This is a genomic window from Thermoactinomyces sp. CICC 10523, assembly GCF_016055105.1.
GTDB classification, from domain to species: Bacteria; Bacillota; Bacilli; order Thermoactinomycetales; family Thermoactinomycetaceae; genus Thermoactinomyces_A; species Thermoactinomyces_A daqus.
Window position 1 is genome coordinate 98,011 of record NZ_JAECVX010000001.1, and the last position, 22,219, is coordinate 120,229.

Here is a 22,219-nt window from a genome sequence, read left to right on the forward strand (position 1 = left end):
GAGGAAGGTATCTTTTATGCTTATCAAAATCATGGTTGGCATTGTCTTGGCCTTTCTCATCTGGAAACTGTTAAAAGTAACCTTGAAAACCGCTTTCTGGTTGCTCATACTTGGATTGATCGTACTGGTCCTTTCCCCTGGTCACCTTTTTCTCGTCGAGGGACTTGGCCTGCTGGTCCTCGGTTTTTTGGGTGGCCTTCTCGTGCTGGCCATCATCGGCTTTTTCTTTTTTGAAAACAGTTAACGCTGATACAGAAACGGAGGAACATCTGATGCAAATTCGTGTCGGACTGATCGGCTTTGGTTTATCCGGCTCCACCTTTCACGCCCCGTTAATCGGACACGTGGAAAATCTCGAATTGGCAGCCGTCGTTTCTTCCGATCCCGCCAAGGTGCACGCGCGTTATCCCGATGTAAAAGTCGTTCCGGATACAGAAGCACTTTTGAAGATGAAAGAGATTGACATCGTGGTTATCTCCAGCCCCAATCTCACTCACTTTGATTACGCGAAGAAGGCGATTGAAGCGGGCAAACACGTCGTGGTCGAAAAGCCGTTTACCGTCACATCAAGTGAAGCGGACCAACTTATTCAGTTAGCCGAAGAAAAGGGCGTGATCCTGACCGTCTACCATAATCGCCGCTGGGATAACGATTTCCTGACCATCAAAAAAATCCTCGATCAACAATTACTCGGTCGTTTGTCCACTTTTGAATCCCATTACGACCGCTATCGCCCGTCCGTCCGCCGTCGCTGGAAAGAGCAAAACCTGCCCGGATCCGGTGTGCTATATGACCTGGGCTCACATCTCATTGACCAGGCCCTTCTCTTGTTTGGAAAACCGCAAACGATTTGGGCCGATTTACGTGCTGAGCGGGAAGGAACGGAGTCTGTCGATTATTTTCATCTGGTGCTGGGATATCCCGAACTGCGCGTCATTTTGCACTCCGGTTCTCTCGTTCGCGAAGCGGGACCCCGGTTTATCCTGCACGGGGACAAAGGAAGTTTCATAAAATACGGGCTCGACCCGCAGGAAGAGCAGCTTAAAGCCGGTTTGCTGCCGGATGAACTCGGTTTTGGTGAAGATGAAGCGAAATCTTACGGGCAGATTCACACAACAATCGGCTCTCTTCAGACAAAAGGACGAATCCAAACCATACCCGGGCGTTATGTTTCCTTTTATGAACAATTGGCCGAAGCCGTCCGCAACGACACAAAACCGCCCGTGGCGGCAGAGGAAGCACGCGATGTGATTCGCATGATCGAATATGCGATGCAAAGTGCCCAGGAGCAGCGGACCATTACACTGAACGGCCACCGCTGACCATATCCCCCATCCGCAATGAGTACCTCTCACAGCGGGACGTATCAGGGAAATCTCATCGTTTCCCCTCCGATTTCCGGCAAATGCCAAGTTCCCCTCTTCGTCGGGGAGCTTGGCATTTCTCACCTTTTTGGACTAACCTCTTTTTTTCCGCATAAAATGAACCATACCGGATATTGGAGGAATGGAAATGGATAAACGGATTTCTTTCAGGCCAATCATCTTCGGCACGGTTGTGGCAATCAATTTGATGCTGCTTGCTCTTGTCATCGGCAAAAAATCCGTTATCATTCAGGAAGCGGTTCCGTCACTTGCCCCGGCGTCAAAACAGGCGATCACGATCAGTTACGAAATGGAAAAAATCGGGTCGCGCAAAGTTCCCGCTGCCTCAGATACCGGCAAAGGATACTGGATTGTCGAACACTACCGCCAATTTGAATGTCACTATGACAGAAAAAACGGACACTTGCTTTATAAAAGCCCGACGAATAACGACACCTATCTTCGTTACTGGCAACCGGCCAAGTAATTCAGGAGGTCGCCTTCTTTTTCGCCCGGGTTCCCTTTCTCTTTCCTTTTCCTTTCCCCGAAGCGGCAGCCAGACTGGCTTGCAGCGCTTCCATCAAATCGACCACTTTCTCCGGTCTTCCGGCCGGCGCTTCCACTGTATCCTCCTCCCCGATTTTCTTTTCGATCATTTCCTCCAGCGCGGTCCGGTAATCGTCTTTGTATTTTTCGGGATCAAATGGCGTAGACAGTTGCTCGATCAATTGTACAGCCATCTTCAATTCCTTTTCCGGCAGCTCGCTTTCAGCCGGAATGTAAGGGATTTGCTTATAATCACGCACTTCATCCGGATAAAAAATGGTTTCCATCACCAGGCTCTCCCCGTAAACGCGAATGACAGCCATCGATTGTTTCGAGCGAATTGTCACTTTGGCCACCCCGATTTTGCCTGACTCCTTTAAAGCCTGCCTGAGAAGGGCATATGCCCGGTTATTTTCATCCTGCGCTCCGAGATAGTACGATTTGGCAAAATAAATCGGGTCAATCTCTTTTAACTCCACAAAATCGATAATCTCAATGGCCCGGTTGGCATCGGGCGCCAGCGCCTTCAAGTCATCATCTTCCAGGATGACATATTTCCCTTTGGAATACTCCACCCCTTTGACAACTTCATCCCACGAAACTTCCCGCTTGCAGTGCGGACAGGTGCGCACCATCTTGACCGGCGTCTGGCACTCTTTATGCAAATAGCGAAAGCGAATATCCTTGTCCTCCGTCGCCGCATACATCTTCACCGGAATATTCACCAGGCCAAAACTGATCGATCCTTTCCATATCGTGTGCATCGTTTATCACCTCAGCTTTTGGAAATCAGCTGCCCCCAACAAGATCGAGTCAAATCAGGCCTTCCCTCCATCAAGTGGCATACTCCTTCATAAAAGAGGGGATCTTTCCAGTTCGGAGCAAGCTTCTGTGCCGTTTTAAAATGGCTGATCGCTTCGCCGGAATGTCCCATCTCCAGTGTCGCCCGCCCTTTCTGATAATAGCCCATCGCTTGCAGAGCCGTTTGTTCATGCGTAATCAGCTGGTCTGCGATGCTGGCGGCTTGCCGGAAGTCACCGGTATGTGTCGACAGATGGGAACGAACCGCCAACCACTTGGGCTGTTCCGCCACCTTTGCCGGCAAACGGCTCACCGCCGATCTCGCCTGCTTCAACTCTCCCTGGCTGATGGAGATCCATACATAGGCAAAAAGCAGATCCGGATGGTCCGGGAACAAACTCAACCCTTTTTTTAACCATAACAGGGATTCGCTTTCCCGTTTAAGCGTCCACAAATTCCAAGCAATCCCGTAATAGGCTTCCGGTTTTTTCGGGTCGGATGACAATAACCTTTTATACCACTCCATCGCCTGGGCCGGCTGCCCCATCTCCTCATAATCATGGGCGATCGATTCCATGATTCGGGGAAGTTTCGCTTTTTCATAGGAAGCCAGCCGCCAGAAGGAAACACTCCCCCACTCCTGATGGTGGCGGTAACAGCTGGATAAATAATACATCGATTCCCAATCATCCTCATTGAGCGACAGAGCATGATAAAAATAAGGGATCGCTTCATGGTATTCCTCAAGCCGGTAATGACAGGCTCCAAGATTAAACCAGGCATCCGCGTGATCCGGAAGCATGGAAACCACCTTGGAAAATTCGCGAATCGCCTGACGATCATTTCCTTCTTTCACCAAAATGCAGCCCAGCATGTGCCTGGCAAACCCGATAAATGTCTCATGCGCAGCGGTTTTGGCCACCAATTCAAACTGACGGCGCGCTTCATCCAAATTCTCCTCCTGAAAATGGGTAAGCCCCAGATAAAGCCGGCCTAAAAGGAAATCAGGTTCGAGTTCGATCACTTCCTGAAACAACCGCTTGGCTTTCGCGTACATCGTCAGGCCGTAGTAACCCTGCCCCTGGCGAAATTGGCGAACAGCGGATTCATCGAGCCAAATCTCTTCATCAATCTCTGTTTCGTCACTCCCCAGATCAGGGTGGTCATGCAGCAGTTGTCTGATCTCCTCCTCAACAAGCGCCCATGTTTCCAGCAGTTGATCACAAGATTGTTTGATTTGTAAAAACCTCTGCCGCCATTTCGTTTTTTCGGCCAATGAACAGTTTGGATACTTTAACTTGATCTCTTCCAAAGCATTGTGCACTAAATCTTGCCATTGTTGGTGAAACATCGTTCTTCCCTCCAGCCGGATATTCCCTATGTCATAGCGTATCTCTGCGGCACGGTTTCCATGCAAAAAATAAAAAAGCGGCCGATGGTTCCGGTGTCCATCGGTCGCTTCTATTAAACTTCACGGGAACGACTCTCAGAGGATCGCCCCGTGAACTTCTTCGCCAAGCATTTCCACAATCCGGTTTTGCTCATCCAGCAAAGCGATTTTCGGCTTGTGGGTGCGTGCCGTCTGCTCATCCATCATGGCATAGGACATGATAATCACCACATCACCCGGCTGCACCAGCCGCGCGGCCGCACCGTTCAAACAAATCACTCCGCTGCCGCGCTCCCCGGGAATGACGTATGTTTCCAGCCGTTCACCGTTGTTGTTATTGACGACCTGCACTTTCTCGTTCGGCAAAATATCCACTCGTTCCAAAATCTCCTCATCAATCGTAATGCTTCCGACATAATTGAGATTGGCTTCTGTTACCGTCGCCCGGTGGATTTTTGCCTTCATCAACGTACGCAACATCATCTTAATCCTCCCTGCCACCAATCAACAAGTTATCGATCAATCGCGTCGCCCCAAACTTCACCGCCACGGCCACGATCACGCGCTGCCCTTCCCAGCGGAAAAAAGGTTCCAGATCCGGGTAGGTTAAGGCTTCGACATAATCGATCTCCGCCAGCGGCATGGTGGAAATGCGCCGGCGTACGTATTCCTTAATCTCTTCCGCGTGTTCCAGTTCCCCGTGTTTCAATTTCTCCTCCGCTTCACGCAGGGACCGGCTCAGAATCAGCGCCTGTTCTCTTTCCGTCTCAGACAAATAAACATTGCGCGAACTGAGCGCCAAGCCATCCGCTTCGCGCACAATCGGGCATGGAACGATGGTGACCGGAAAGTGCAAATCTTGCACCATTCGTTCAATCACGGCCACTTGTTGGGCATCTTTTAACCCGAAATAGGCGCGATCCGGCCCGACGATATTGAACAATTTGGCCACGACGGTTGCCACCCCGTCAAAATGGCCCGGTCGGGAAGCACCGCACAGCGGTTCACTCACTTTCCTTACCTGAACGGTAGTCAGGGTTCCCTCCCCATACATTTCATCTACCGAGGGATAAAAGAGAACATCAACCCCCGCCTGGCGGGCCAATGCGGCATCGCGTTCCAGATCGCGCGGATACCGGTCAAAATCTTCACCGGGTCCGAATTGTAAAGGATTGACAAAGATCGACATTACGACCGTTTGGCACTCCTGCTTTGCCCGTCGCACAAGACTGAGATGCCCTTCATGCAAATAGCCCATGGTCGGAACGAAACCGATTTCCCTATTGATTCTGAGCGGCTTCAAGTACTGTCGTAATTCTGCAGCTGTTTCTACGATTTTCATTTGCCATAAACTCCTTTTTGATTGCCATACAATTGTCCAGCCAACTCCGCCCCCAGATGCGTCGCATGCTTCTCTTCGGGGAAACGGCGGGTTTTTACCTCATGAACATAATCGCTGACCCCTTTGAGCATCAATTGCCCGGTTTGCTGATACACTTTTACGAAGGATGGATGCCAATCGCCGGACATAGCAAGGACATCATGCCAGACAAGAACCTGACCGTCGCAGTAGCGGCCGGCTCCAATTCCGATGGTCGGAATGGATAATTGTTCCGTGATGCATTGCCCGAGCTCTTCCGGCACACATTCGAGCACCAGCGCAAATGCCCCCGCCTCTTCCAGCCGCTTGGCTTCCTCGACAAGCTGCTCGGCGGCTTGCAGCGTTTTTCCTTGAATCACATATCCTCCCAACTGGTTGACCGTCTGCGGGGTTAAGCCCAAATGCCCCATCACCGGAATGCCTGCTGCCGTCAACGCCCGCACATTCTCCAAAATCTCAGAGCCGCCTTCCATTTTGACACCATAAGCCCCGCCTTCTTGCATTAATTTGGCCGCAGCTTTGATTACCTCATCTTTGGACAGATGGGCCAAGGCAAACGGGAGATCGGCAATCACCATCGTCCGTTTTGTCGCTCGCGTCACGGCTTTTGTATGGTGTAACATATCGGCGAGGGTGACCGGAATGGTCGAATCATATCCCAACACGACCATCCCCAGGGAATCTCCGACCAAAATCACGTCAGCCCCGGCTTGTTCGGCAAGTTTGGCCGAAGGATAATCATAGGCCGTAATCATGGCAATCGGCTCTTTCTCGCGCTTCATCTTCACGAGCGCTCTGGTCGTCACTTTTTTTGGCTTATCGCTCATGCAGGTATCCTCCCTTTTCTCAGGGCCCTTGGGAGAAGAAAAAGAAAACGCCCGTTTTGGCATTCACGGGACCAAAACAGACGTGAGGTTGCTAAATCGGGTTCCCTCTGTCTCCGTCCCAACGGCTCGAAGCAGATCCATACAGATAAAAAAATGTACGCAAGGAGATGAAGTGCAGCTCCTCTCCGGATGCCGCCTCTCCCCACTTATAAATTAACGAAAAACAAGGCAAATTGCAATTTCCTCCGCTAAAGAGCGAGGATTTTTTCTTTGAAAATGCATCGGCAGGTACGGGATTGTGCGTGATAAGTCAACAAGTTATCCGTAAAATTTTTGCATCGGTGGAGTATTTAAACAGCGATTCCTGAAAACTCAGCATTGTTACAGAAATTAATACAGATATATTATAAAATTTATAATTATTTCGAAAGGAAAATTTTATTTTATGTCAAAATAATTAAAGAAAACTTACATCAGGAGGCGGGTTATGAGCTGGAAAAAATCGATTCGCCGATCTGTGCAATGGGCGAGTGTGCTGACGATTTTGCTTGGAACCGCTGTAAGTCCGACTTTTGCCCATGCCGAATCAGTTGTGCCAAACCGGGTGCCGGGAGCTTATCAAACGCCGAATCAGCCGCTGTCGCAATCCCTGCTGCAAGCAAAGGACCCGGCAACCACCAAAAAGCCTGAGAAAAAAGGCGTATTGGGCCCAATTCATCCACGCTACGAGATGAATGTCAATTATGATTCAAAGGCACATCAAATCAACGGAACCATGAAAGTCCAATTTACCAACAATCTCAAACAAGATCTGACCGAGCTGTATTTCAACCTCTGGGGAAATGCCGCAGTTTTTAAAGAAAACGGCGGTGGCATCGATGTTCAAAATGTGAAAGTGAACGGCAAAAAAGCCAGGTACGAGGTAAGAGATACCTCCTTACATCTGCAGGGGTTTTCTTTGAAAGCAAACAAAAAAGCTTCCGTTGAAATGGATTTTACAGTCTCTGTTCCGGAAGGACAGGATCGTTTCGGCTGGTCCGGGACCACCGTCTCCCTTGGCAACTGGTTTCCGATCCTCGCTGTTTATGACGATGAAGGGTGGAATGTCGATCCCTATTTCCCATATGGTGAAAGTTTCTATTCTTTGACCGGTGATTTTGATGTGACTGTAACCACCGACAAGTCACAGGTGATCGCTGCCACAGGGACGGAAAAAGGCCGGCCGAAAATCGTCGGAAACCAGGCTGTCCACCATTATGTGGCCAAAAATGTCCGCGATTTTGCGATGGAAATGGACCCAACCTATCATGTCAAGTCAGGGATGGCCGGAAATACCAAAGTAAACGTGTACTTCACGGACAAACAGGCCAAATTTGCCGATGCGATGTTGGAATCAGGCATTGACAGCCTCAAACTCTACAGCGAAAAATTCGGGAAATACCCGTGGCCGGAACTGGATGTAGTCAGTATGGAAGGCTGGTTCGGAGGGATGGAATATCCACAGCTTGTGATGATTTCCATTACGGACAACAGCACCGTGGACAGGGTGAAATCGGTGGTCGCTCATGAAAACGGCCATCAATGGTTCTACGGGATCATCGGCGATAACGAATATGATGAACCTTGGCTGGACGAGTCGTTTGCCACATTCTCGGCCGCTTTGTACGACGGAACCTTGGACAGCCTGACCGCAGAACCTTTGGAAGATCCTTCCTATCACCTGTCATCCAAAGTTTCCGATTTCACGGCCCGAGGGGATGAAGGAGTGGATGCTTATTATTACATGATTTACTCCTACGGGGCCCGCACGTTAAATGACCTGCGAAAAGAACTGGGCGATGAACAATTCTACCGCTCCATGCAGGCTTATTTCAAAGAGAAAAAGTTCGGGGTGACAACGACTGCGGATTTCATCCGGATCATGGAGCAGACAAGCGGACGTGATCTCTCCGGATTCTTCGCGGATCATCGGGTATATCTATCCGATCAGGAAAATTGACCCGATCGCCGTACAGCAAAATGAGAGAGGGGCACTCATCCCCTCTCTCATTCTTTCTTCCGGCCAATACGATTCCTCCCCGGAGCTGTGCCGGAAATCTCTCCATGACTGACACATTGCTGACCGTATAACGCCCGGTTTTCTGTCCCCGTCGGTACATTTTGCAAATTCAATTCTGCAATGGAGACGCATCTTTCGACGCATCTTTAAAAAATTGCGGTAAATATTTTTTATGTGCCTCCAGCATCTCATCCAAAATCTGTTTGGCGACAGAATCAGACGGAACCAACGGGTTTATCGTCATCGCCAGCAAGGCCGTTTTGTAATCTCCTGTGACAGCAGCTTCTGCCGCCACCCGTTCAAACGATTTGATTTGTTGGACGAGACCCCTGACAGCGACGGGAAGATCTCCCATCGCAATGGGCACAGGACCTTCTTTGGTGATAACGCAGTTGATTTCCACGGCGGATTCGGCGGGAATACTTGCGATCGCTCCGTTATTCTTCACATTGACGGGCTGAATGTCGCGTTTGTCATTGTAAATCGAATCAATCAAGTTGCAGGCTGCATCACTGTAATAAGCACCTCCGCGCTGTTCCAGCTGAGGCGGTTTAATGTCCAATTCGGGGTCCTGGTACAGCTCAAAAAGTTCGGCTTCGATCTTCTTGACGACTTCCGCCCGGGTTCCCACCGTTCTTGCGGCCTCCAATTCCTGCTCAAGCATTTTGCTCGTTTGATAATAGTAACGGTGATATGGACAGGGAAGGATTCCCAAAGCTTGAATAAATTCTTTCTCCCAGCCCAAATCCTTAATATTTTTCATCGTCATGCCGGACTGCTCTCCGCCGGTCAGCAGATCGATTACCTGTTCGGTCACCTTTTTGCCGTCCATATATACATCCAATCCGAAAACCATATGATTTAAACCTGCAAAATCAATGTGAACACGTTCTCCCTCCACACCGAGCATTTCGGCGACGCTCATTTTCATTCCGACAGGTACGTTGCAAAGACCGACCACTTTTTTAATGTTGCTGTAACGAAGAACAGCCTCCGTCACCATACCGGCCGGATTAGTAAAGTTGATCAGCCAGGCATCGGGACACAACTCTTCCATATCTTTGCAAATGTCCAGGATGACAGGGATGGTTCTCAATCCTTTAAATAAACCACCCGGACCGTTGGTTTCCTGACCGATCACCCCGTATTTCAAGGGAATTCTTTCATCCAAAGCTCTCGCATCCAGCAATCCAACACGGAACTGGGTAGTGACAAAATCGGCATCTTTCATCGCTTCACGCCGATCCAAACTGAGATGAATCTGCATGGGAATCCCGGCTTTATCCACCATACGCTTGGCCAGGCCTCCGACGATATTCAATTTTTCCTTTCCTTCCGGAATATCCACCAACCACAGGTCTTTAACCGGGAGTTTATCATATCTCTTGATAAATCCTTCCACCAGTTCAGGTGTATAGCTTGATCCTCCGCCAATGGTAACGATTTTCAGCCCGTTGCTCATGATCATCTACCTCCATCACCCATCATATTTTCAAATATTCATACAGATCGACCAATTCGGTTGCCAAGTCTTTCACCGTAATGGCATTCATCAAATGATCCTGCGCATGAACCATTAACAACGAAATTTCCCTCTTTACTCCTTTCACCTCCTCTTGAATCAGGGATGTTTGTATGTGATGAGCCTGATTCAGCTCTTCACCGGCCTGTTGCAATTTTTCCCTCGCCTCGGAAAATCTGCCCTGTTTCGCTGCTGCTATGGCTTCCATCGCACAGCTTCTCCCGTTTCCCCCATGAATGATGATCTGAAAGATCACTTTCTCTGCATTTTCCATTCTCCGATTCCCCTTTGAGTTTGAACAAAAAGCACGTCAGACATTGTCCCGGACCTAAACCACCTTTTCCTCCTGAGAGTTGGCCGTTTCATCCCCCTCTTCTTCCAATCGTTTTTGCTTATCCCACATTCTGAAAAATGGGTAATACACACAAAAGGTAATCACGATATTGACCAACTGCATGACGGCACCGGATATTTTTCCACCCGTGGCCAGATATCCGGAAATGATGGGGGGCATTGTCCAGGGAACCGCGATCCCGGCAGGTCTGGCCACCAATCCGGTCTTCATTCCAATATATGTGGATATGACGGTAAGAATGGGTGCAACAATAAACGGAATCAACATCGCCGGGTTCAATACAATCGGCATCCCGAAGATGATTGGTTCATTGATGTTAAAGATGGCCGGGCCGATCGCCAAGCGCCCCAACTGTTTCATTTGCTTGCTTCTCGAACGCAGCAGCATGGCCAGTGCCAGGGCAAATGTTGCCCCGCTCCCGCCAACATTGATAAAGTTATCAAAAAATTGCTGGGTAAAAATGTTGGGTAATGCCTCATGATGCTGAAAAGCCACCCGGTTGGCATCCATGGCCCCGTACCAGATCGGAGCCATCACGCCTCCTACGATACTAGCTCCATGCAGCCCGCAAACCCAGAGCAACAGTTTTATCAGTTCGGCAACAAGGCTTCCTCCCAGACTGCCCCCCAAAATCCCGAGAGGCTTTCCTAACAAATCTCCCACGATATTATGCAAACTTTCGAAATGGGTCTGTTCGACGAGCAAGCGGGCCAGCCAGATCACCGTAATCACTGCAAAGCCCGGAATAAGGGCAACAAATGACTTGCTCACAGAAGGCGGGACTCCATCGGGCAGTTTAATGAAAATCTCCTTTTGAATAATCCAACGATAAATTTCGGTGGACAGGATGGCAACCAGCATCGCCACGAACAATCCTTTGCTTCCCAACAGTGATGTCGGAATCCCGCCATCGACGAGAATCGCTTCTTTTGCCCCTTGAGGAGTAAATGGCACTTTAAATGGGGTTGCCAATAAGAAGGCGGCAACGGAAATGACGCCGGCCGATAACGCATCAACCGCATATTTTTCAGCGAGCCGATAGGCGATTCCAAAAGCGGCAATGAGCGCCATAATATCAAAAGTAACCCCGACCGGATAAGACAACTTCTCAGCCCACTGTCCACCGAAGTGTTCAGCCATAAAAGCATCATATCCCGGAATCGGTAGGTTGGATAAAATCAAAAAAACGGAGCCGATAATAATCAAAGGCATGGTTAAGACGATTCCATCCCGCAAAGCCTGCAAGTGGCGTTGAGCAGCGATCCGCCCGGCAAGCGGCATCACGCTGTTTTCCAAAAAATCATTTAATTTTCCCATAAATTCACCTCCTGTTTGCAAGCAACTGTTGTGCGAATTTCAGCACTTCCGCACCATTACATGTGCCATAATGGACGGTGTTGATAACATCAACCGGAATCCCTTTTTCTTCCCCCAATTTTTTCAATTGCTTAAGCAGGTATCGAACTTGAGGCCCCAGGAGCAACACATCTGCCTCATCAATGTGATTGCGTACTGCATCAGCCGGAACAGCCCAAATTTTGCATTCAATCCCTTGTTCCTCTGCGCTTTTGAGCATTTTTGTTACCAACAGACTTGTTGACATCCCCGCTGAACAACATAACAAAATATTCATTCATAACCCCTCCTTATTGATCGGACAGATCAGGACGGTTGGAAACCAAAACGCAAAATCTCCTCTGTTATGCCAAATCCAACCCAGCAAAAGATCAAAAACGATGTTTACAGTTTGATTGTATTTTAAAAATACTTACATTTACACGCATCCTTTTTCCGTTAAGCAACGGAAAATGTTTGTCCAACATTTTAAAAAATGCATTATAGGGAAAATGTTTTTTATTCGACCCAAATAAAAACCTCCCGCTTGTTCAGCCCTGTAAGGAGCGACAGCAAGAGGTGCCAGGATTTGCGTCAGGATTGCTTGAACAGTACATCAACAAACTCCCGGTAGGTTTTGCATTTAAGTAGCTGTTGAACCATTTGGCCATCGTTTACAACCTTGCCCAGCAGATCATACATTTTTTGTAAATCTTCCCTGCTGTTTTTTTTCACACTTAATAAACAAACAAATTGGACACGCTTATCCCCCCACTCGATCGGCTTTTGCAAGGTACATACCGCCCAAAACGTAGTTTCTGTTTGCGGTACGATGGGATGTGGGATCGCTACGAGATTGCCGAAAGATGTCGGGGATAAGGCTTCCCTCTCGAAAACGGAAGCCAAAAACGTTTCATCGACAAGGCCTGCCTGTTGCAATTGATCCCCCAAAAAATGCAACACTTCTTCTCTTGATTTAAACGTCTGCTGAAGAAATACCAATTCTTCTCTGGCATATTCCAATATTCGCCCCGCATTTTCAAAGATGGCCCGTTCAATTTTTTCCAGATCCATCCCTTCGAGAATCGTATTCACCTCAATTACCGGGATCGGCAAAGGATGAGGGATCGGAACGGTGCTGATGAGAAAATCAAGAGATTGCATAGGGATTTGATCCAGTTTGTAATATTCGGTCGTTCCCAGGATCTCAAGTCTGGAACCAAACCTGGAGCGCAATTTGTAGTATAAGAGCCGGGCACTGCCAACGCCTGAGGCACATACAATCATGCAGCGCTTTTTGCGCTGATCATTCATCCTGCTTCTTTCCATTGCTGCAGCGATATGAAGAGCAAGGTATCCCATTTCATTTTCATCAATTTCGATGCCCATTTTCTCTTTTAGAACCATCCCTGCAAGAATCGCTGCCTCAAAGGCGATCGTATAATTTGATTTAATGGTCTCAAGCATTGGGTTTCGTATGTTCATTCGAAACCGATAGCGGTTTATCGCGGGTTTTAAATGAAGACTGATTCCAACGACAAGTTCCTTATCATGCTGAATTCCCAGCCTGAGTTTATTCTCAATGGTTTCCAGAATCTCCATTGTTAAAGCATAGATGTCCGGATCAATAAACGTCTGGACTTCGGTTTCGCAGAGAGCAGGGTCTACGGTAATTTTGGTTCCCAGTAAATGAATGGCAACATACGCAATCTCCGCAAATGGAAATTTTATTTTCAATCTCTCCCCGATTTTTTTCAATATATTGGTTGCCACCTCAAATTCTTTTTGCTTAATGATGTCCTTTAATTCTTCTTTGTACCAAGATACATAGTTCCCGCTTTGTATCCGCTTACATGCGATCGCAATATGAATGATAAGATTGTTCAAGCCAATGTCCGAAAGGGTAATTTCTTCTTCCTTTATCTGTTCCAGCGTAATGGTTTGAATCACTTTCATCTCTTCTTCAGGGAGAAGCGGAACACCGTCCTGAATCAGACTCCGTTCCGTTTCTTTTCGGTTAAAGAGATATTCGGACATGCAAAAACGCCATTTCATCTCATCCCCTTTTAATTTCAATCCATAATTAGGCCGCTTTTCCAATTCGAGCCCATACGCTTTCAATCGTTTTTTTACGGTACGCAGATCATTTTGGATGGTTGATTTGCTGATGTATAATTCCTCTGCCAAATCTTCGAGTTTGACATACCCTTCAGAGAGAAGAAGCCGTTTGATTAAATAGTCGGCCCTCTCTTCCGGCAGAGTCGGAATCCCTTTGCTTTTCGGCGAATCAGTCTGAAAAATCTCTTTGAGAAGTGTCCGAAAAAGCTCATGATCATGAATGATCAATTCATATCCGGTCCCTCTTACAGCCCGGATCGCAGCACCGTTTTCGGTCAGTAAAGCATCCAATTCCTTCATGTCATTTCGAATGGTCCTGGAGGTAACTTGAATCACATTGGCCAAATATTCGCTGGTTAAAGCTGTCTTGGCCGCCATCAGCTCCCGCAAAATCCCGATCATCCGGGCATTCAGCACCATGAATCCCCCCGTCTGACCCATTTTGAGAAACACACCATTTTTCTGTTAAAGAATCGATGAATTTTTTGATATCCCTCAACAGAGCAAGCAAATCATCTTTCATTTTTTAACCTTGTTGAAGTGAATAATTGGTTGCCCCCCTGTTTCGGACAGTCACAATCTTTATATGCTATAATTATAATAAAAAATCAAATCATTCATAATATTAATCTTTATATTCGTATTTGGAAGTAAAGAAGCGGTACGCCTTATGTCCGGAAAAGATGCAAGCAGAATGAAAAAAAGAGCCCTGGAGATCATCCCTAAGGGCTCTTTTTTCATGTGAACATGCGTTGTTGGCAGGGCGGTGGCGTCCCCTGTCCGCTTGCCGATACTTTCTTTCTGGAGTGGCATCGCTCCCAGCTTCTTTTTACGAACGATTCCCTCCTGCGTCCCATTCGACCTCTGCTGAGTAAACGGGCGTGATTCCCGTAGCGGTGCGGATCAGTAAAGCTCCTTGTTCATTTAACCGCATCGCGACGCCGGTTACGGATCCCTGTGTCGTTCTGGCGGTGATGGTTTGGCCCAGCATTCCGGCTGTTTCTTCCCATTTCTCCCGAATAAAGGAAAATCCTTCGCGCAAATAGCGGTCATAAATTTGCTCCAATTCCTCCAAAATGGCAGCGACCAACGGAGGACGGTGTATTTTTGTTCCCTTTTCTTTCGCCAGGGATGTGGCAACATCCTTAATGTCGTCCGGCCACTGATTCACATCAGCGTTCACATTGATGCCGATTCCCAAAATCACATAGTGAATCCTGTCCTGCTCTCCCCTGAGTTCGGTCAAGATCCCGCACACCTTTTTCCCGTCAATCAGCAAATCGTTGGGCCACTTAATGCGGATCGGCAGGCCGGTGACGCGGTACATCCCTTCCCGTACTCCGACGGAAGCGAGCAGGGTGAGATGGGAAGCATCCGTCAAGGGAATGGGCGGGCGCAAAATCAAGCTCATCCAAATTCCTGTCTGCGGGGGGGAGTGCCAGGTCCGTCCCAATCTCCCCCTTCCTTGTTTTTGCTCTTCGGCGATCACGAGCGCTCCTTCCGGCGCCCCTTCGCGCGCCCATTGATGAGCGATGACTTGCGTGGAAGGAGTGGTCGGCTCATAGCGCATTTCCCGGCCGAATCGATCTGTATGCAAATAAGGCAGGATCTCTTCCGGCGCAATCCGATCCGGTCGGTAAATGAGCCGGTAACCGCTGCGCGGGCGGGCTTCAATCTCATACCCTTCATGCCTGAGCTCCTCAATATGCTTCCAGATGGCCGCACGGCTGCAACCCACCCGGCGGCTGATCTCCTCACCCGAGATAAATTGATCGTAATTGTTGATCAACAGTGAAATCAATTCATTGCGAATCGACTTTTCCAATTTTGTACCCTTCCTCCAGCAAAGCATTTTTATCATTTGGCAACAAGCCAAGTGCCACCTGTTCATAAAGATTGTTTAACACCTGTCCGACCCATGGCCCCGCCTTTTTCCCCGAATAACGAATGAGCTCCTCCCCGCCCAAGTCCAACTCCCTTCGCTCCTTCACCGGCATTTCGTTCCACCAGTCCTGAAACCTGGTCTCTGTCAGATCTTTGTCCATGATTTTCCCGACGAGTCTCCTCAATTGGCCGGATCGTCGGACGGAATCCAGCCCATGGCGCAGAAGCTGCCGTTTCCAATAGACCGGATCGGTTGCCGTCCATTCTCCCGCCAACATCAACCTGAAACAAACCGATATCTGTTTCTGATCACGGGCGGACAACTTCAACGCTTTCAGCCGTCTTCCCAAGCAGGCTTCATCTGTTTGGCACAACCAAAGAAGATAAGCCCAGCGAACGATCCGATCGGATGTTTGGTCAAAAGATGCCGCTTGATCCGGCGGGAAAGATTGCAGATCCCACCGGCAAAACGGGGGCAAAGCGCGAAGCAGGTCAGTCGAAAACAATTCTCTTACCCCGGCGGAAGGAGAGACGGCTTTCCACATCTTCTCCAGTTCCTGCACCACGCGTTCCACTGAGAGATGAAAGCACTCCGACCGTAACGCGATCAGCGCCCGCCGGGTTTCCTCTTCCAACGCAAACCCGAATTGCGCGACAAACCGCACGGCCCGAAGCATGCGCAGCGCATCTTCCCGAAAGCGATCACGCGGATTGCCCACGGTGCGGATCCTTCCGGCCAGGAGATCTTCTTTTCCGGAAAAATAATCAATCACCTGTCCCCGACGGTTTTTCGCCATCGCGTTTATGGTAAAATCGCGACGGGCCAAATCTTGTTTCAACGATGAAACGAAACGCACCTGGCTGGGGCGCCGCCGATCCAGGTATGCTTCTTCAATCCGGAACGTGGTGACTTCCAGCGGGATTCCCTGTTCAACCACGGTGACCGTTCCATGTTTCAAACCGGTGGGAATGGTTCGCGGAAACAGGTTTTGCACCTGATCGGGAACGGCATCGGTCGCAATATCATAATCCTGCGGGGAAATACCCAGCATTTCATCCCTTACGCATCCGCCCACCAGGTATGCCTGAAATCCGGATTTCTCCAATTGTTCCATCACGCTTAACGCTGCCGCTTTTCTTGTGTCCATCCTCGATCCTCCCGCTTATTTCTCCAGGAGGCGGTAATAAATCTGTTCATATTGCTCAACGATCTTCAAACCGCAAAATTTCTCCCGCACCCGGGCCAGGCCCGCTTCCGAAAACGATTGATACAACCGTTCATCGCGAAGCAGCCTGATGGCAAAACGCGACATGCTGTCGGTGTCCCCCGGATCAGCCAGAAAACCGGTCACTTCATGTTCCACCACTTCGGGAATCCCGCCCGCGTTGGATGCGACCGTCGGGACACCGCAGGCCATCGCTTCCAGTGCAACCAGGCCAAAGCTTTCTTTCTCCGACGGAAGCAACAGCAAATCCGCCAATGAAATCAATGCGGCCACTTCATCCTGTTTCCCCAGAAAGATGACACGATCCGTCAGCCCGAGATCCTCCACTTTTTGAATCACTTTCGGCAATTCGGGTCCTTCTCCGACCAACAGCAGCCGTGCGGGAATCACTTGCTGCACCTTGTAAAACACCTCTATGACATCGAGAGGGCGCTTAACGGGGCGAAAGTTGGAAATATGGAGCAAGATTTTTTCGTGCGGTGCCCCGTACTTTTCGCAAATATGAGCGACATCGCGCGGATAGTAAATCCGGGTATCGACAAAATTGTATATGCAATCGATGGGCCGGTCGGAACAAAACAGCTCATAAGTCTGTTTGACCAAACTTTGCGATACCGCCGTCACCGCATCACTTTTATTGATGCCGAAACAAATCACATCCCTGAGAGAGGGATCTTCTCCCAGGACGGTAATATCCGTACCATGCAATGTCGTCACAACTTTGAGATGCTCTCCCACCATCTGCTTGGCCAATACGGCCGCAATGGCATGGGGAACCGCATAATGGACGTGCAACAAATCAAGCTCGTATGTTTTCGCCACTTGTGCCATCCGGCTGGCAAGTGCCAAATCATAAGGAGGATATTTAAACACCGCATAGCGGTTTGCTTCTACGCCGTGATATCGGATATTCTGCATGAACTTTCCCAACCGGAACGGCATGTCATACGTGATAAAGTGGATATCATGTCCCCTTTCGGCCAGCAATTTTCCCAGCTCCGTAGCGACCACTCCGGAACCGCCGTGGGAAGGATAACAAGTAATTCCAATACGCATGGGGCCCCCCCTCCTTCATCATTTTTCCTGAGGAATCAACAATGTTTGTTTGAGCGGGCCGGCACTCACCAATGCTTCCCCATACAATGCGCCGATCTGATGTCCCCACAACTGATCGCGGCCGCGGATCATGGCCAGATAAGTAGGGCTGTTCAGCGGTGTCTTCACCTCACCCTCATTGGGGTCAAACTGGCTTTTATAAGCCAAAAGCGCTTGCTGTTTGCGTTCGTAAACATTGGTTACATCAACAATCAGATCAGCCTTATGTACATTGTTGATAAAATAATAAAAAACCTGGTCAACCCGGTGAGCCGATTCTCCACCCGGTGTCTGTTTCATCCGAATGGCCGCATCAAAAACCGCCTCTTTCACCATCCGGCTGCAAGCGACATGATCGGGATGCCGGTCTTCCCAGTACGGAGCCAGGACCACCCGGGGCTTTAATTGCCGGATCACCTGGGTCATTTTTAAAATCTGCTCCTCACTTCCACGGAGGCCCCGATCGGGAAAACCCAACTGGATCGACCGGGTAATCCCCAGAATCTCCGCTGCAGCTTTCGCTTCTTCCCGCCGTCTTTCCACTGTGCCGTTGGAAGAAAGCTCCGCCTCGGTCAGATGGCAAACTGCCACCGAAAACCCGTTTTCCGCGTGCTTGGCCAGGATTCCACCAATCCCGATCTCCGCATCATCCGGATGAGCTCCAAATGCCAAGATATCTATGCTCTCGTTCATTTCGACTCCTCTTTTCTTCATCAACTCTGATTCTTTCTCACGTAGTTGCGCCAGTTTAATTCCCCTTGTTCAATCGCCCGAATCATGATTTCCGCCGTCGCCAGATTGGTCGCGACAGGAATGTCATGAACATCGGCCAATCGCAAAAGCGCCAGGATATCCGGTTCATGCGGCTGCGCTGTCAATGGGTCGCGAAAAAAAACAATAAAATCCATCTCATTTTGCGCCACCAACGCCCCGATCTGCTGATCACCGCCCAGGGGACCGGACAAAAAACGATGCACTTTCAGTTCCGTCGCTTCCATAATCTTCGTTCCGGTGGTGCCTGTCGCATACAGCCGGTGCGGCTTCAAAAACGTTTCATAAGCGATGCAAAACCGGATCATATCTTCTTTTTTCTTATCATGGGCAATCAGGGCGATGTTCAACTGATCTTCCCCCCTGCAAAGAAGATGCGTGCGTAAAGAGAGCGGGTGTGCCGCCTGTATGCCAGAACAACAAATTTTTATCCGAGGCGTCTCCGTTTTTTACCTGGTCAATCAATCCTGCCAATGCTTTACCCGTATAGACCGGGTCGAGACACACCCCCTCCGTTTGTGCCAGAAGGCGTATCGCTTCATTTCCCTCCTCTGAAGGGACTCCATATTTTCGTCCGATATAGTCATCCAAAATCCGAACCGACTGAAGGGAAAACTCACCTGCTTCCCCGATTTCCCGCATCAGATTGTCACCCAGGTGCCTGACTTCCTGTTCAGCTTTCTCCTTTGACAGCCAAACGCTGATTCCCACCAGAAGGGTTCCGGCCGGATCACGTTCCTGTCCGCAGGCAAGACCGGCAAGCGTTCCCCCGGTTCCTGCCGGCAAATAGATTTCATCAAACGGCGGCAGGTTTTGTTGCTTGCGTTGACGCTCAAGCTCGTCCCATGCCAGGACATAGCCGTAATCCCCCACTGCCGTCGATCCGCCGACAGGGATCACATAAGGCTTTCTCCCTTGTTCTCTCGCTTCTTCCGCCTTTTCTTCCATCGCCTGAAGCAGTCCTTCCGAGCCGTACGCCCCGGTTAAAAAGCAGGTGGCTCCGAGCAGATGATCAAGCAGCAAATTCCCTTGAATGCTTCCCCATCGGCTTCCGGCAAAACAAAGCCAGGTGTCCAGCCCTGCCCGATTGGCCGCGGCAATAGTCAGCCGGGCATGGTTGGATTGCAGGCTGCCCCCGGTAATGATCAGATCGCATCCCTGCTCCAACGCTTCGCCAAGCAAAAACTCCAGCTTCCGCAACTTGTTGCCGCCAAAGGCGAAGCCGGTGAGATCATCCCGTTTTATCCAAACGCTTTTCGCCCCGATCGCCCGGGCAAAGCGGGGGAGAGGCATCAGCGGCGTTTCTCCCCACAGAATCGGAAATCGCGGAAAATCAACCACGGCTATTCTCCTTTATCAGTCCAGAATATTTTCCAGTCCATAAACCAGCTTGTCCAGTTCGATCACTTTTTCTATCGCCAGCTTAACCCCCGGCATGAAGGATTCGCGGTTTAATGAATCATGGCGCAGGGTGAGCAATTGCCCGTTTCCTCCGAACAGCACTTCCTGGTGGGCGACCAAGCCGGGCAGGCGGACGCTGTGAATGCGGAATCCCTGATAATATGCACCGCGGGCTCCGTCAAGGATCTCTTTTTCCTCCGGATGTCCCTGCTTCATCTCTTCCCGCGTCTGCACAATCATCTCCGCCGTTTTCACGGCCGTTCCCGACGGGGCATCCAGTTTGCGGTCATGGTGCGATTCGATAATCTCCACATGCGGCATGTATTTGGCCGCCTGCTTGGCGAAAATCATCATCAAAACTGCACCAATCGCAAAGTTGGGAGCAATAATCGCACCGATCCCCTTGTTTTGGCACAGGGACGACAGGCGCTCTATTTCTTTTTCCGGCAGGCCGCTAGTGCCCACGACAGGACGGACACCCGCCTGAATGGCCAGCTCCATATTCTCCGCCACCACATGGGGAGTGGTGAAATCAACGAGCACATCCGCTTTCGTCTGATTCAGCACCTCAGCAACAGAAGAGGTAAACGAAAGGCCATAGCGGCCCAGCCCCAATGTTTCCCCCACATCTTTTCCCGCTTCGGAACGGGATACGGCACCAACCAGTTGCAAATGCTCATGCTGGGACAGCATTTTTACGACTTCCCGGCCCATCCGGCCATTTGCGCCCGCAACGATGACTCGAATTCCCATGATGTCTGAACCTCTCTTCATGCTGTTATTCTTCGATCCGCGTCCACCGATTGGCATCGCGAACCCGATATTTTTCCATCACTTCATTAAAAGCCTGTTCCAGATCAATTCCAAGCGAATTGGCAAAACAGGTCACAATAAAGATGATATCTCCCAATTCATTGGCAATCGTATTTTCCTCTTCCCCCGGTTTTTTTGGCTTTTCCCCGTAAAGGTGGTTTACCTCCCGGGCCAATTCCCCCACTTCTTCGGTCATACGTGCCAACATCGACAGAGGTTTGAAATATCCCTCTTTAAACTGACTGATATATTCATGTACTTCTTGCTGAACTTCTTTCAGCGTTTTACTCTCCATCGGCCATCACCCTCCCGATTCTATCATGTTACCGAAGTCCTCGGATAAACTCAATGCTTTCACCCGGGATCATGCCAAATCGTGCATTGATGAAGCATTTTTGGAAATGTATAATATAGCAGAATCATGATTCCAGTTAAGGGCGGGTCAACCATGAAACACAAGCTGACTTACCATTTCAGAAACGTTTTGCTCATTTTTCTCGGTTCGCTCATCTTTTCATTCGCCATCAATTACTTTACCATTCCCAGCCATTTATCCGAAGGTGGTTTTACGGGAATCGGCCTGCTCACCTATTATTTGTTCCGTTGGTCACCCGGAATCGTCATTTTCGTCCTCAATATTCCCCTCTTGCTCATCGGCTATAAAGTGTTTGGCAAACAGACCTTTATCTATACGATCATCGGCATTGCGGCTGTCTCCTTGATGTTGGAAGTGACGACGGATCTCCCGAAAATCTGGGGTCCCCCGCCGCATGATACACTTCTGTGCGCCCTTTATACCGGAGTTTTGTCGGGAATCGGGCTGGGGCTGATCTTCCGGATTGGCGGTACCACCGGCGGGGCGGATATCATCGCCCGGCTCGGCAACAAGTATCTGGGATGGAGTGTCGGCCGCACCATGTTCCTGTTTGACTTTACCGTCATTTTTATCTCCATCTTCATCATCGGTCGGGAAAAAGCGATGTACACCCTGGTCGCGGTGTTTATCAGCGCCCGTGTGATCGACTTTGTCATCGAAGGCTTGAGCGCCTCAAAAGCGGCCACCATCATCTCCAACAAACCCCAGGAATTGGCCGGGTTTATCACCAAAAAAATGAACCGCGGAGTTACGATCCTCGAAGGCCGCGGCGGTTATACCGGCAAAACCCGGGAGGTTTTGTATGTCGTCGTCGCCCCGAATGAACTTCCCAAATTAAAGCAGATTGTCGACAAAATCGATCCGCAAGCCTTTGTGGTTGTCCATGATGCCCGGGATGTTCTGGGGGAAGGATTTACCTTTGGCAACGGCGGCATAAAAAACAACAACGGTTAAG

The 22,219-nt window shown here is 49.5% G+C and carries 23 protein-coding genes; 5 read left to right on the forward strand and 18 right to left on the reverse strand.

Going from position 1 to position 22,219, the window contains the following annotated elements; all coding sequences use genetic code 11:
- Positions 1-16 precede the first annotated feature (16 nt).
- From I8U19_RS00500 to I8U19_RS00510, 3 genes are all read left to right on the forward strand, one after another.
- Positions 17-244: a hypothetical protein gene (locus I8U19_RS00500; RefSeq protein WP_033101390.1), complete on the forward strand. Its 228-nt coding sequence runs from the start codon at positions 17-19 to the stop codon at positions 242-244.
- Between the two features lie 28 nt (positions 245-272).
- Entirely contained in the window at positions 273-1,322 is a 1,050-nt protein-coding gene (locus tag I8U19_RS00505) for an oxidoreductase (RefSeq protein WP_198054916.1), read from the forward strand.
- Between the two features lie 190 nt (positions 1,323-1,512).
- Positions 1,513-1,851 carry a hypothetical protein gene (locus I8U19_RS00510; protein ID WP_033101392.1) on the forward strand — a complete coding sequence of 113 codons (339 nt, stop codon included), beginning with the start codon at positions 1,513-1,515 and terminating at the stop codon, positions 1,849-1,851.
- 1 nt (position 1,852) lies between these two features.
- Here I8U19_RS00510 and ku read toward each other — a convergent pair whose 3' ends face one another.
- From ku to panB, 5 genes are all read right to left on the reverse strand, one after another.
- Positions 1,853-2,674 carry a non-homologous end joining protein Ku gene (ku, locus tag I8U19_RS00515; protein ID WP_033101393.1) on the reverse strand — a complete coding sequence of 274 codons (822 nt, stop codon included), beginning with the start codon at positions 2,672-2,674 and terminating at the stop codon, positions 1,853-1,855.
- A gap of 11 nt (positions 2,675-2,685) precedes the next feature.
- Complete coding sequence (locus I8U19_RS00520; protein WP_033101394.1) at positions 2,686-4,062, reverse strand: tetratricopeptide repeat protein; 1,377 nt, start codon at positions 4,060-4,062, stop codon at positions 2,686-2,688.
- Positions 4,063-4,197: 135 nt separating this feature from the next.
- Positions 4,198-4,581, reverse strand: a complete 384-nt coding sequence (gene panD, locus I8U19_RS00525; RefSeq protein ID WP_033101480.1) for an aspartate 1-decarboxylase — start codon at positions 4,579-4,581, stop codon at positions 4,198-4,200.
- Positions 4,582-4,585: 4 nt separating this feature from the next.
- A complete protein-coding gene (gene panC, locus I8U19_RS00530; protein ID WP_033101395.1) occupies positions 4,586-5,443 on the reverse strand; it encodes a pantoate--beta-alanine ligase in 858 nt (285 codons plus the stop codon).
- On the reverse strand, positions 5,440-6,309 hold the full coding sequence (gene panB / locus I8U19_RS00535; RefSeq protein WP_198054917.1) for a 3-methyl-2-oxobutanoate hydroxymethyltransferase: 870 nt from the start codon (positions 6,307-6,309) through the stop codon (positions 5,440-5,442). Before panB ends, panC begins: the two co-directional genes overlap by 4 nt.
- A gap of 487 nt (positions 6,310-6,796) precedes the next feature.
- Between panB and I8U19_RS00540 the strand changes: the two genes are divergently transcribed.
- Positions 6,797-8,308, forward strand: coding sequence for a M1 family metallopeptidase (locus tag I8U19_RS00540; protein WP_198054918.1), 1,512 nt, complete (start codon positions 6,797-6,799; stop codon positions 8,306-8,308).
- Between the two features lie 169 nt (positions 8,309-8,477).
- Here I8U19_RS00540 and I8U19_RS00545 read toward each other — a convergent pair whose 3' ends face one another.
- The 13 genes from I8U19_RS00545 to I8U19_RS00605 all read right to left on the reverse strand — a co-directional run bounded on the left by I8U19_RS00545 (position 8,478) and on the right by I8U19_RS00605 (position 21,183).
- Positions 8,478-9,830, reverse strand: coding sequence for a 6-phospho-beta-glucosidase (locus I8U19_RS00545; protein ID WP_198054919.1), 1,353 nt, complete (start codon positions 9,828-9,830; stop codon positions 8,478-8,480).
- A 22-nt stretch (positions 9,831-9,852) separates the two neighbouring features.
- Positions 9,853-10,164: a PTS sugar transporter subunit IIA gene (locus I8U19_RS00550; protein WP_033101399.1), complete on the reverse strand. Its 312-nt coding sequence runs from the start codon at positions 10,162-10,164 to the stop codon at positions 9,853-9,855.
- 54 nt (positions 10,165-10,218) lie between these two features.
- A complete protein-coding gene (gene celB / locus I8U19_RS00555) occupies positions 10,219-11,562 on the reverse strand; it encodes a PTS cellobiose transporter subunit IIC (protein ID WP_198054920.1) in 1,344 nt (447 codons plus the stop codon).
- A gap of 4 nt (positions 11,563-11,566) precedes the next feature.
- Positions 11,567-11,878, reverse strand: coding sequence for a PTS sugar transporter subunit IIB (locus I8U19_RS00560; protein ID WP_198054921.1), 312 nt, complete (start codon positions 11,876-11,878; stop codon positions 11,567-11,569).
- 296 nt (positions 11,879-12,174) lie between these two features.
- Complete coding sequence (locus I8U19_RS00565) at positions 12,175-14,115, reverse strand: BglG family transcription antiterminator (RefSeq protein WP_198055129.1); 1,941 nt, start codon at positions 14,113-14,115, stop codon at positions 12,175-12,177.
- 412 nt (positions 14,116-14,527) lie between these two features.
- On the reverse strand, positions 14,528-15,523 hold the full coding sequence (locus I8U19_RS00570) for a biotin--[acetyl-CoA-carboxylase] ligase (RefSeq protein WP_232331007.1): 996 nt from the start codon (positions 15,521-15,523) through the stop codon (positions 14,528-14,530).
- Complete coding sequence (locus I8U19_RS00575) at positions 15,501-16,730, reverse strand: CCA tRNA nucleotidyltransferase (RefSeq protein WP_198054923.1); 1,230 nt, start codon at positions 16,728-16,730, stop codon at positions 15,501-15,503. The genes I8U19_RS00570 and I8U19_RS00575 overlap by 23 nt, the downstream gene beginning before the upstream one ends.
- 15 nt (positions 16,731-16,745) lie before the next feature.
- Positions 16,746-17,864 carry an N-acetyl-alpha-D-glucosaminyl L-malate synthase BshA gene (gene bshA / locus I8U19_RS00580; RefSeq protein WP_198054924.1) on the reverse strand — a complete coding sequence of 373 codons (1,119 nt, stop codon included), beginning with the start codon at positions 17,862-17,864 and terminating at the stop codon, positions 16,746-16,748.
- Between the two features lie 18 nt (positions 17,865-17,882).
- Positions 17,883-18,596: a bacillithiol biosynthesis deacetylase BshB1 gene (gene bshB1 / locus I8U19_RS00585; RefSeq protein ID WP_198054925.1), complete on the reverse strand. Its 714-nt coding sequence runs from the start codon at positions 18,594-18,596 to the stop codon at positions 17,883-17,885.
- 20 nt (positions 18,597-18,616) lie between these two features.
- Positions 18,617-19,024: a methylglyoxal synthase gene (locus tag I8U19_RS00590; RefSeq protein WP_033101405.1), complete on the reverse strand. Its 408-nt coding sequence runs from the start codon at positions 19,022-19,024 to the stop codon at positions 18,617-18,619.
- On the reverse strand, positions 18,999-20,015 hold the full coding sequence (locus I8U19_RS00595) for a 1-aminocyclopropane-1-carboxylate deaminase/D-cysteine desulfhydrase (protein WP_198054926.1): 1,017 nt from the start codon (positions 20,013-20,015) through the stop codon (positions 18,999-19,001). The genes I8U19_RS00590 and I8U19_RS00595 overlap by 26 nt, the downstream gene beginning before the upstream one ends.
- 15 nt (positions 20,016-20,030) lie before the next feature.
- Positions 20,031-20,828, reverse strand: coding sequence for a 4-hydroxy-tetrahydrodipicolinate reductase (gene dapB, locus I8U19_RS00600; protein WP_033101406.1), 798 nt, complete (start codon positions 20,826-20,828; stop codon positions 20,031-20,033).
- 25 nt (positions 20,829-20,853) lie between these two features.
- Positions 20,854-21,183: a nucleotide pyrophosphohydrolase gene (locus tag I8U19_RS00605; RefSeq protein WP_033101407.1), complete on the reverse strand. Its 330-nt coding sequence runs from the start codon at positions 21,181-21,183 to the stop codon at positions 20,854-20,856.
- Between the two features lie 153 nt (positions 21,184-21,336).
- Here I8U19_RS00605 and I8U19_RS00610 point away from each other — a divergent pair, with 153 nt between their 5' ends.
- Positions 21,337-22,218 carry a YitT family protein gene (locus I8U19_RS00610; RefSeq protein ID WP_198054927.1) on the forward strand — a complete coding sequence of 294 codons (882 nt, stop codon included), beginning with the start codon at positions 21,337-21,339 and terminating at the stop codon, positions 22,216-22,218.
- Position 22,219 lies beyond the last annotated feature (1 nt).

Bases quoted from the DNA above. Each gene is read 5' to 3' on its own strand.
- I8U19_RS00605 (WP_033101407.1), bottom strand. From the start codon at position 21,183: ATGGAGAGTAAAACGCTGAAAGAAGTTCAGCAAGAAGTACATGAATAT.
- I8U19_RS00545 (WP_198054919.1), bottom strand. From the start codon at position 9,830: ATGAGCAACGGGCTGAAAATCGTTACCATTGGCGGAGGATCAAGCTAT.
- I8U19_RS00510 (WP_033101392.1), top strand. From the start codon at position 1,513: ATGGATAAACGGATTTCTTTCAGGCCAATCATCTTCGGCACGGTTGTG.
- ku (WP_033101393.1), bottom strand. From the start codon at position 2,674: ATGCACACGATATGGAAAGGATCGATCAGTTTTGGCCTGGTGAATATT.
- panD (WP_033101480.1), bottom strand. From the start codon at position 4,581: ATGTTGCGTACGTTGATGAAGGCAAAAATCCACCGGGCGACGGTAACA.
- I8U19_RS00505 (WP_198054916.1), top strand. From the start codon at position 273: ATGCAAATTCGTGTCGGACTGATCGGCTTTGGTTTATCCGGCTCCACC.
- I8U19_RS00575 (WP_198054923.1), bottom strand. From the start codon at position 16,730: ATGGACACAAGAAAAGCGGCAGCGTTAAGCGTGATGGAACAATTGGAG.
- panC (WP_033101395.1), bottom strand. From the start codon at position 5,443: ATGAAAATCGTAGAAACAGCTGCAGAATTACGACAGTACTTGAAGCCG.
- I8U19_RS00560 (WP_198054921.1), bottom strand. From the start codon at position 11,878: ATGAATATTTTGTTATGTTGTTCAGCGGGGATGTCAACAAGTCTGTTG.
- I8U19_RS00610 (WP_198054927.1), top strand. From the start codon at position 21,337: ATGAAACACAAGCTGACTTACCATTTCAGAAACGTTTTGCTCATTTTT.
- celB (WP_198054920.1), bottom strand. From the start codon at position 11,562: ATGGGAAAATTAAATGATTTTTTGGAAAACAGCGTGATGCCGCTTGCC.
- bshB1 (WP_198054925.1), bottom strand. From the start codon at position 18,596: ATGAACGAGAGCATAGATATCTTGGCATTTGGAGCTCATCCGGATGAT.
- bshA (WP_198054924.1), bottom strand. From the start codon at position 17,864: ATGCGTATTGGAATTACTTGTTATCCTTCCCACGGCGGTTCCGGAGTG.
- I8U19_RS00550 (WP_033101399.1), bottom strand. From the start codon at position 10,164: ATGGAAAATGCAGAGAAAGTGATCTTTCAGATCATCATTCATGGGGGA.
- I8U19_RS00540 (WP_198054918.1), top strand. From the start codon at position 6,797: ATGAGCTGGAAAAAATCGATTCGCCGATCTGTGCAATGGGCGAGTGTG.
- I8U19_RS00500 (WP_033101390.1), top strand. From the start codon at position 17: ATGCTTATCAAAATCATGGTTGGCATTGTCTTGGCCTTTCTCATCTGG.
- I8U19_RS00520 (WP_033101394.1), bottom strand. From the start codon at position 4,062: ATGTTTCACCAACAATGGCAAGATTTAGTGCACAATGCTTTGGAAGAG.
- dapB (WP_033101406.1), bottom strand. From the start codon at position 20,828: ATGGGAATTCGAGTCATCGTTGCGGGCGCAAATGGCCGGATGGGCCGG.
- panB (WP_198054917.1), bottom strand. From the start codon at position 6,309: ATGAGCGATAAGCCAAAAAAAGTGACGACCAGAGCGCTCGTGAAGATG.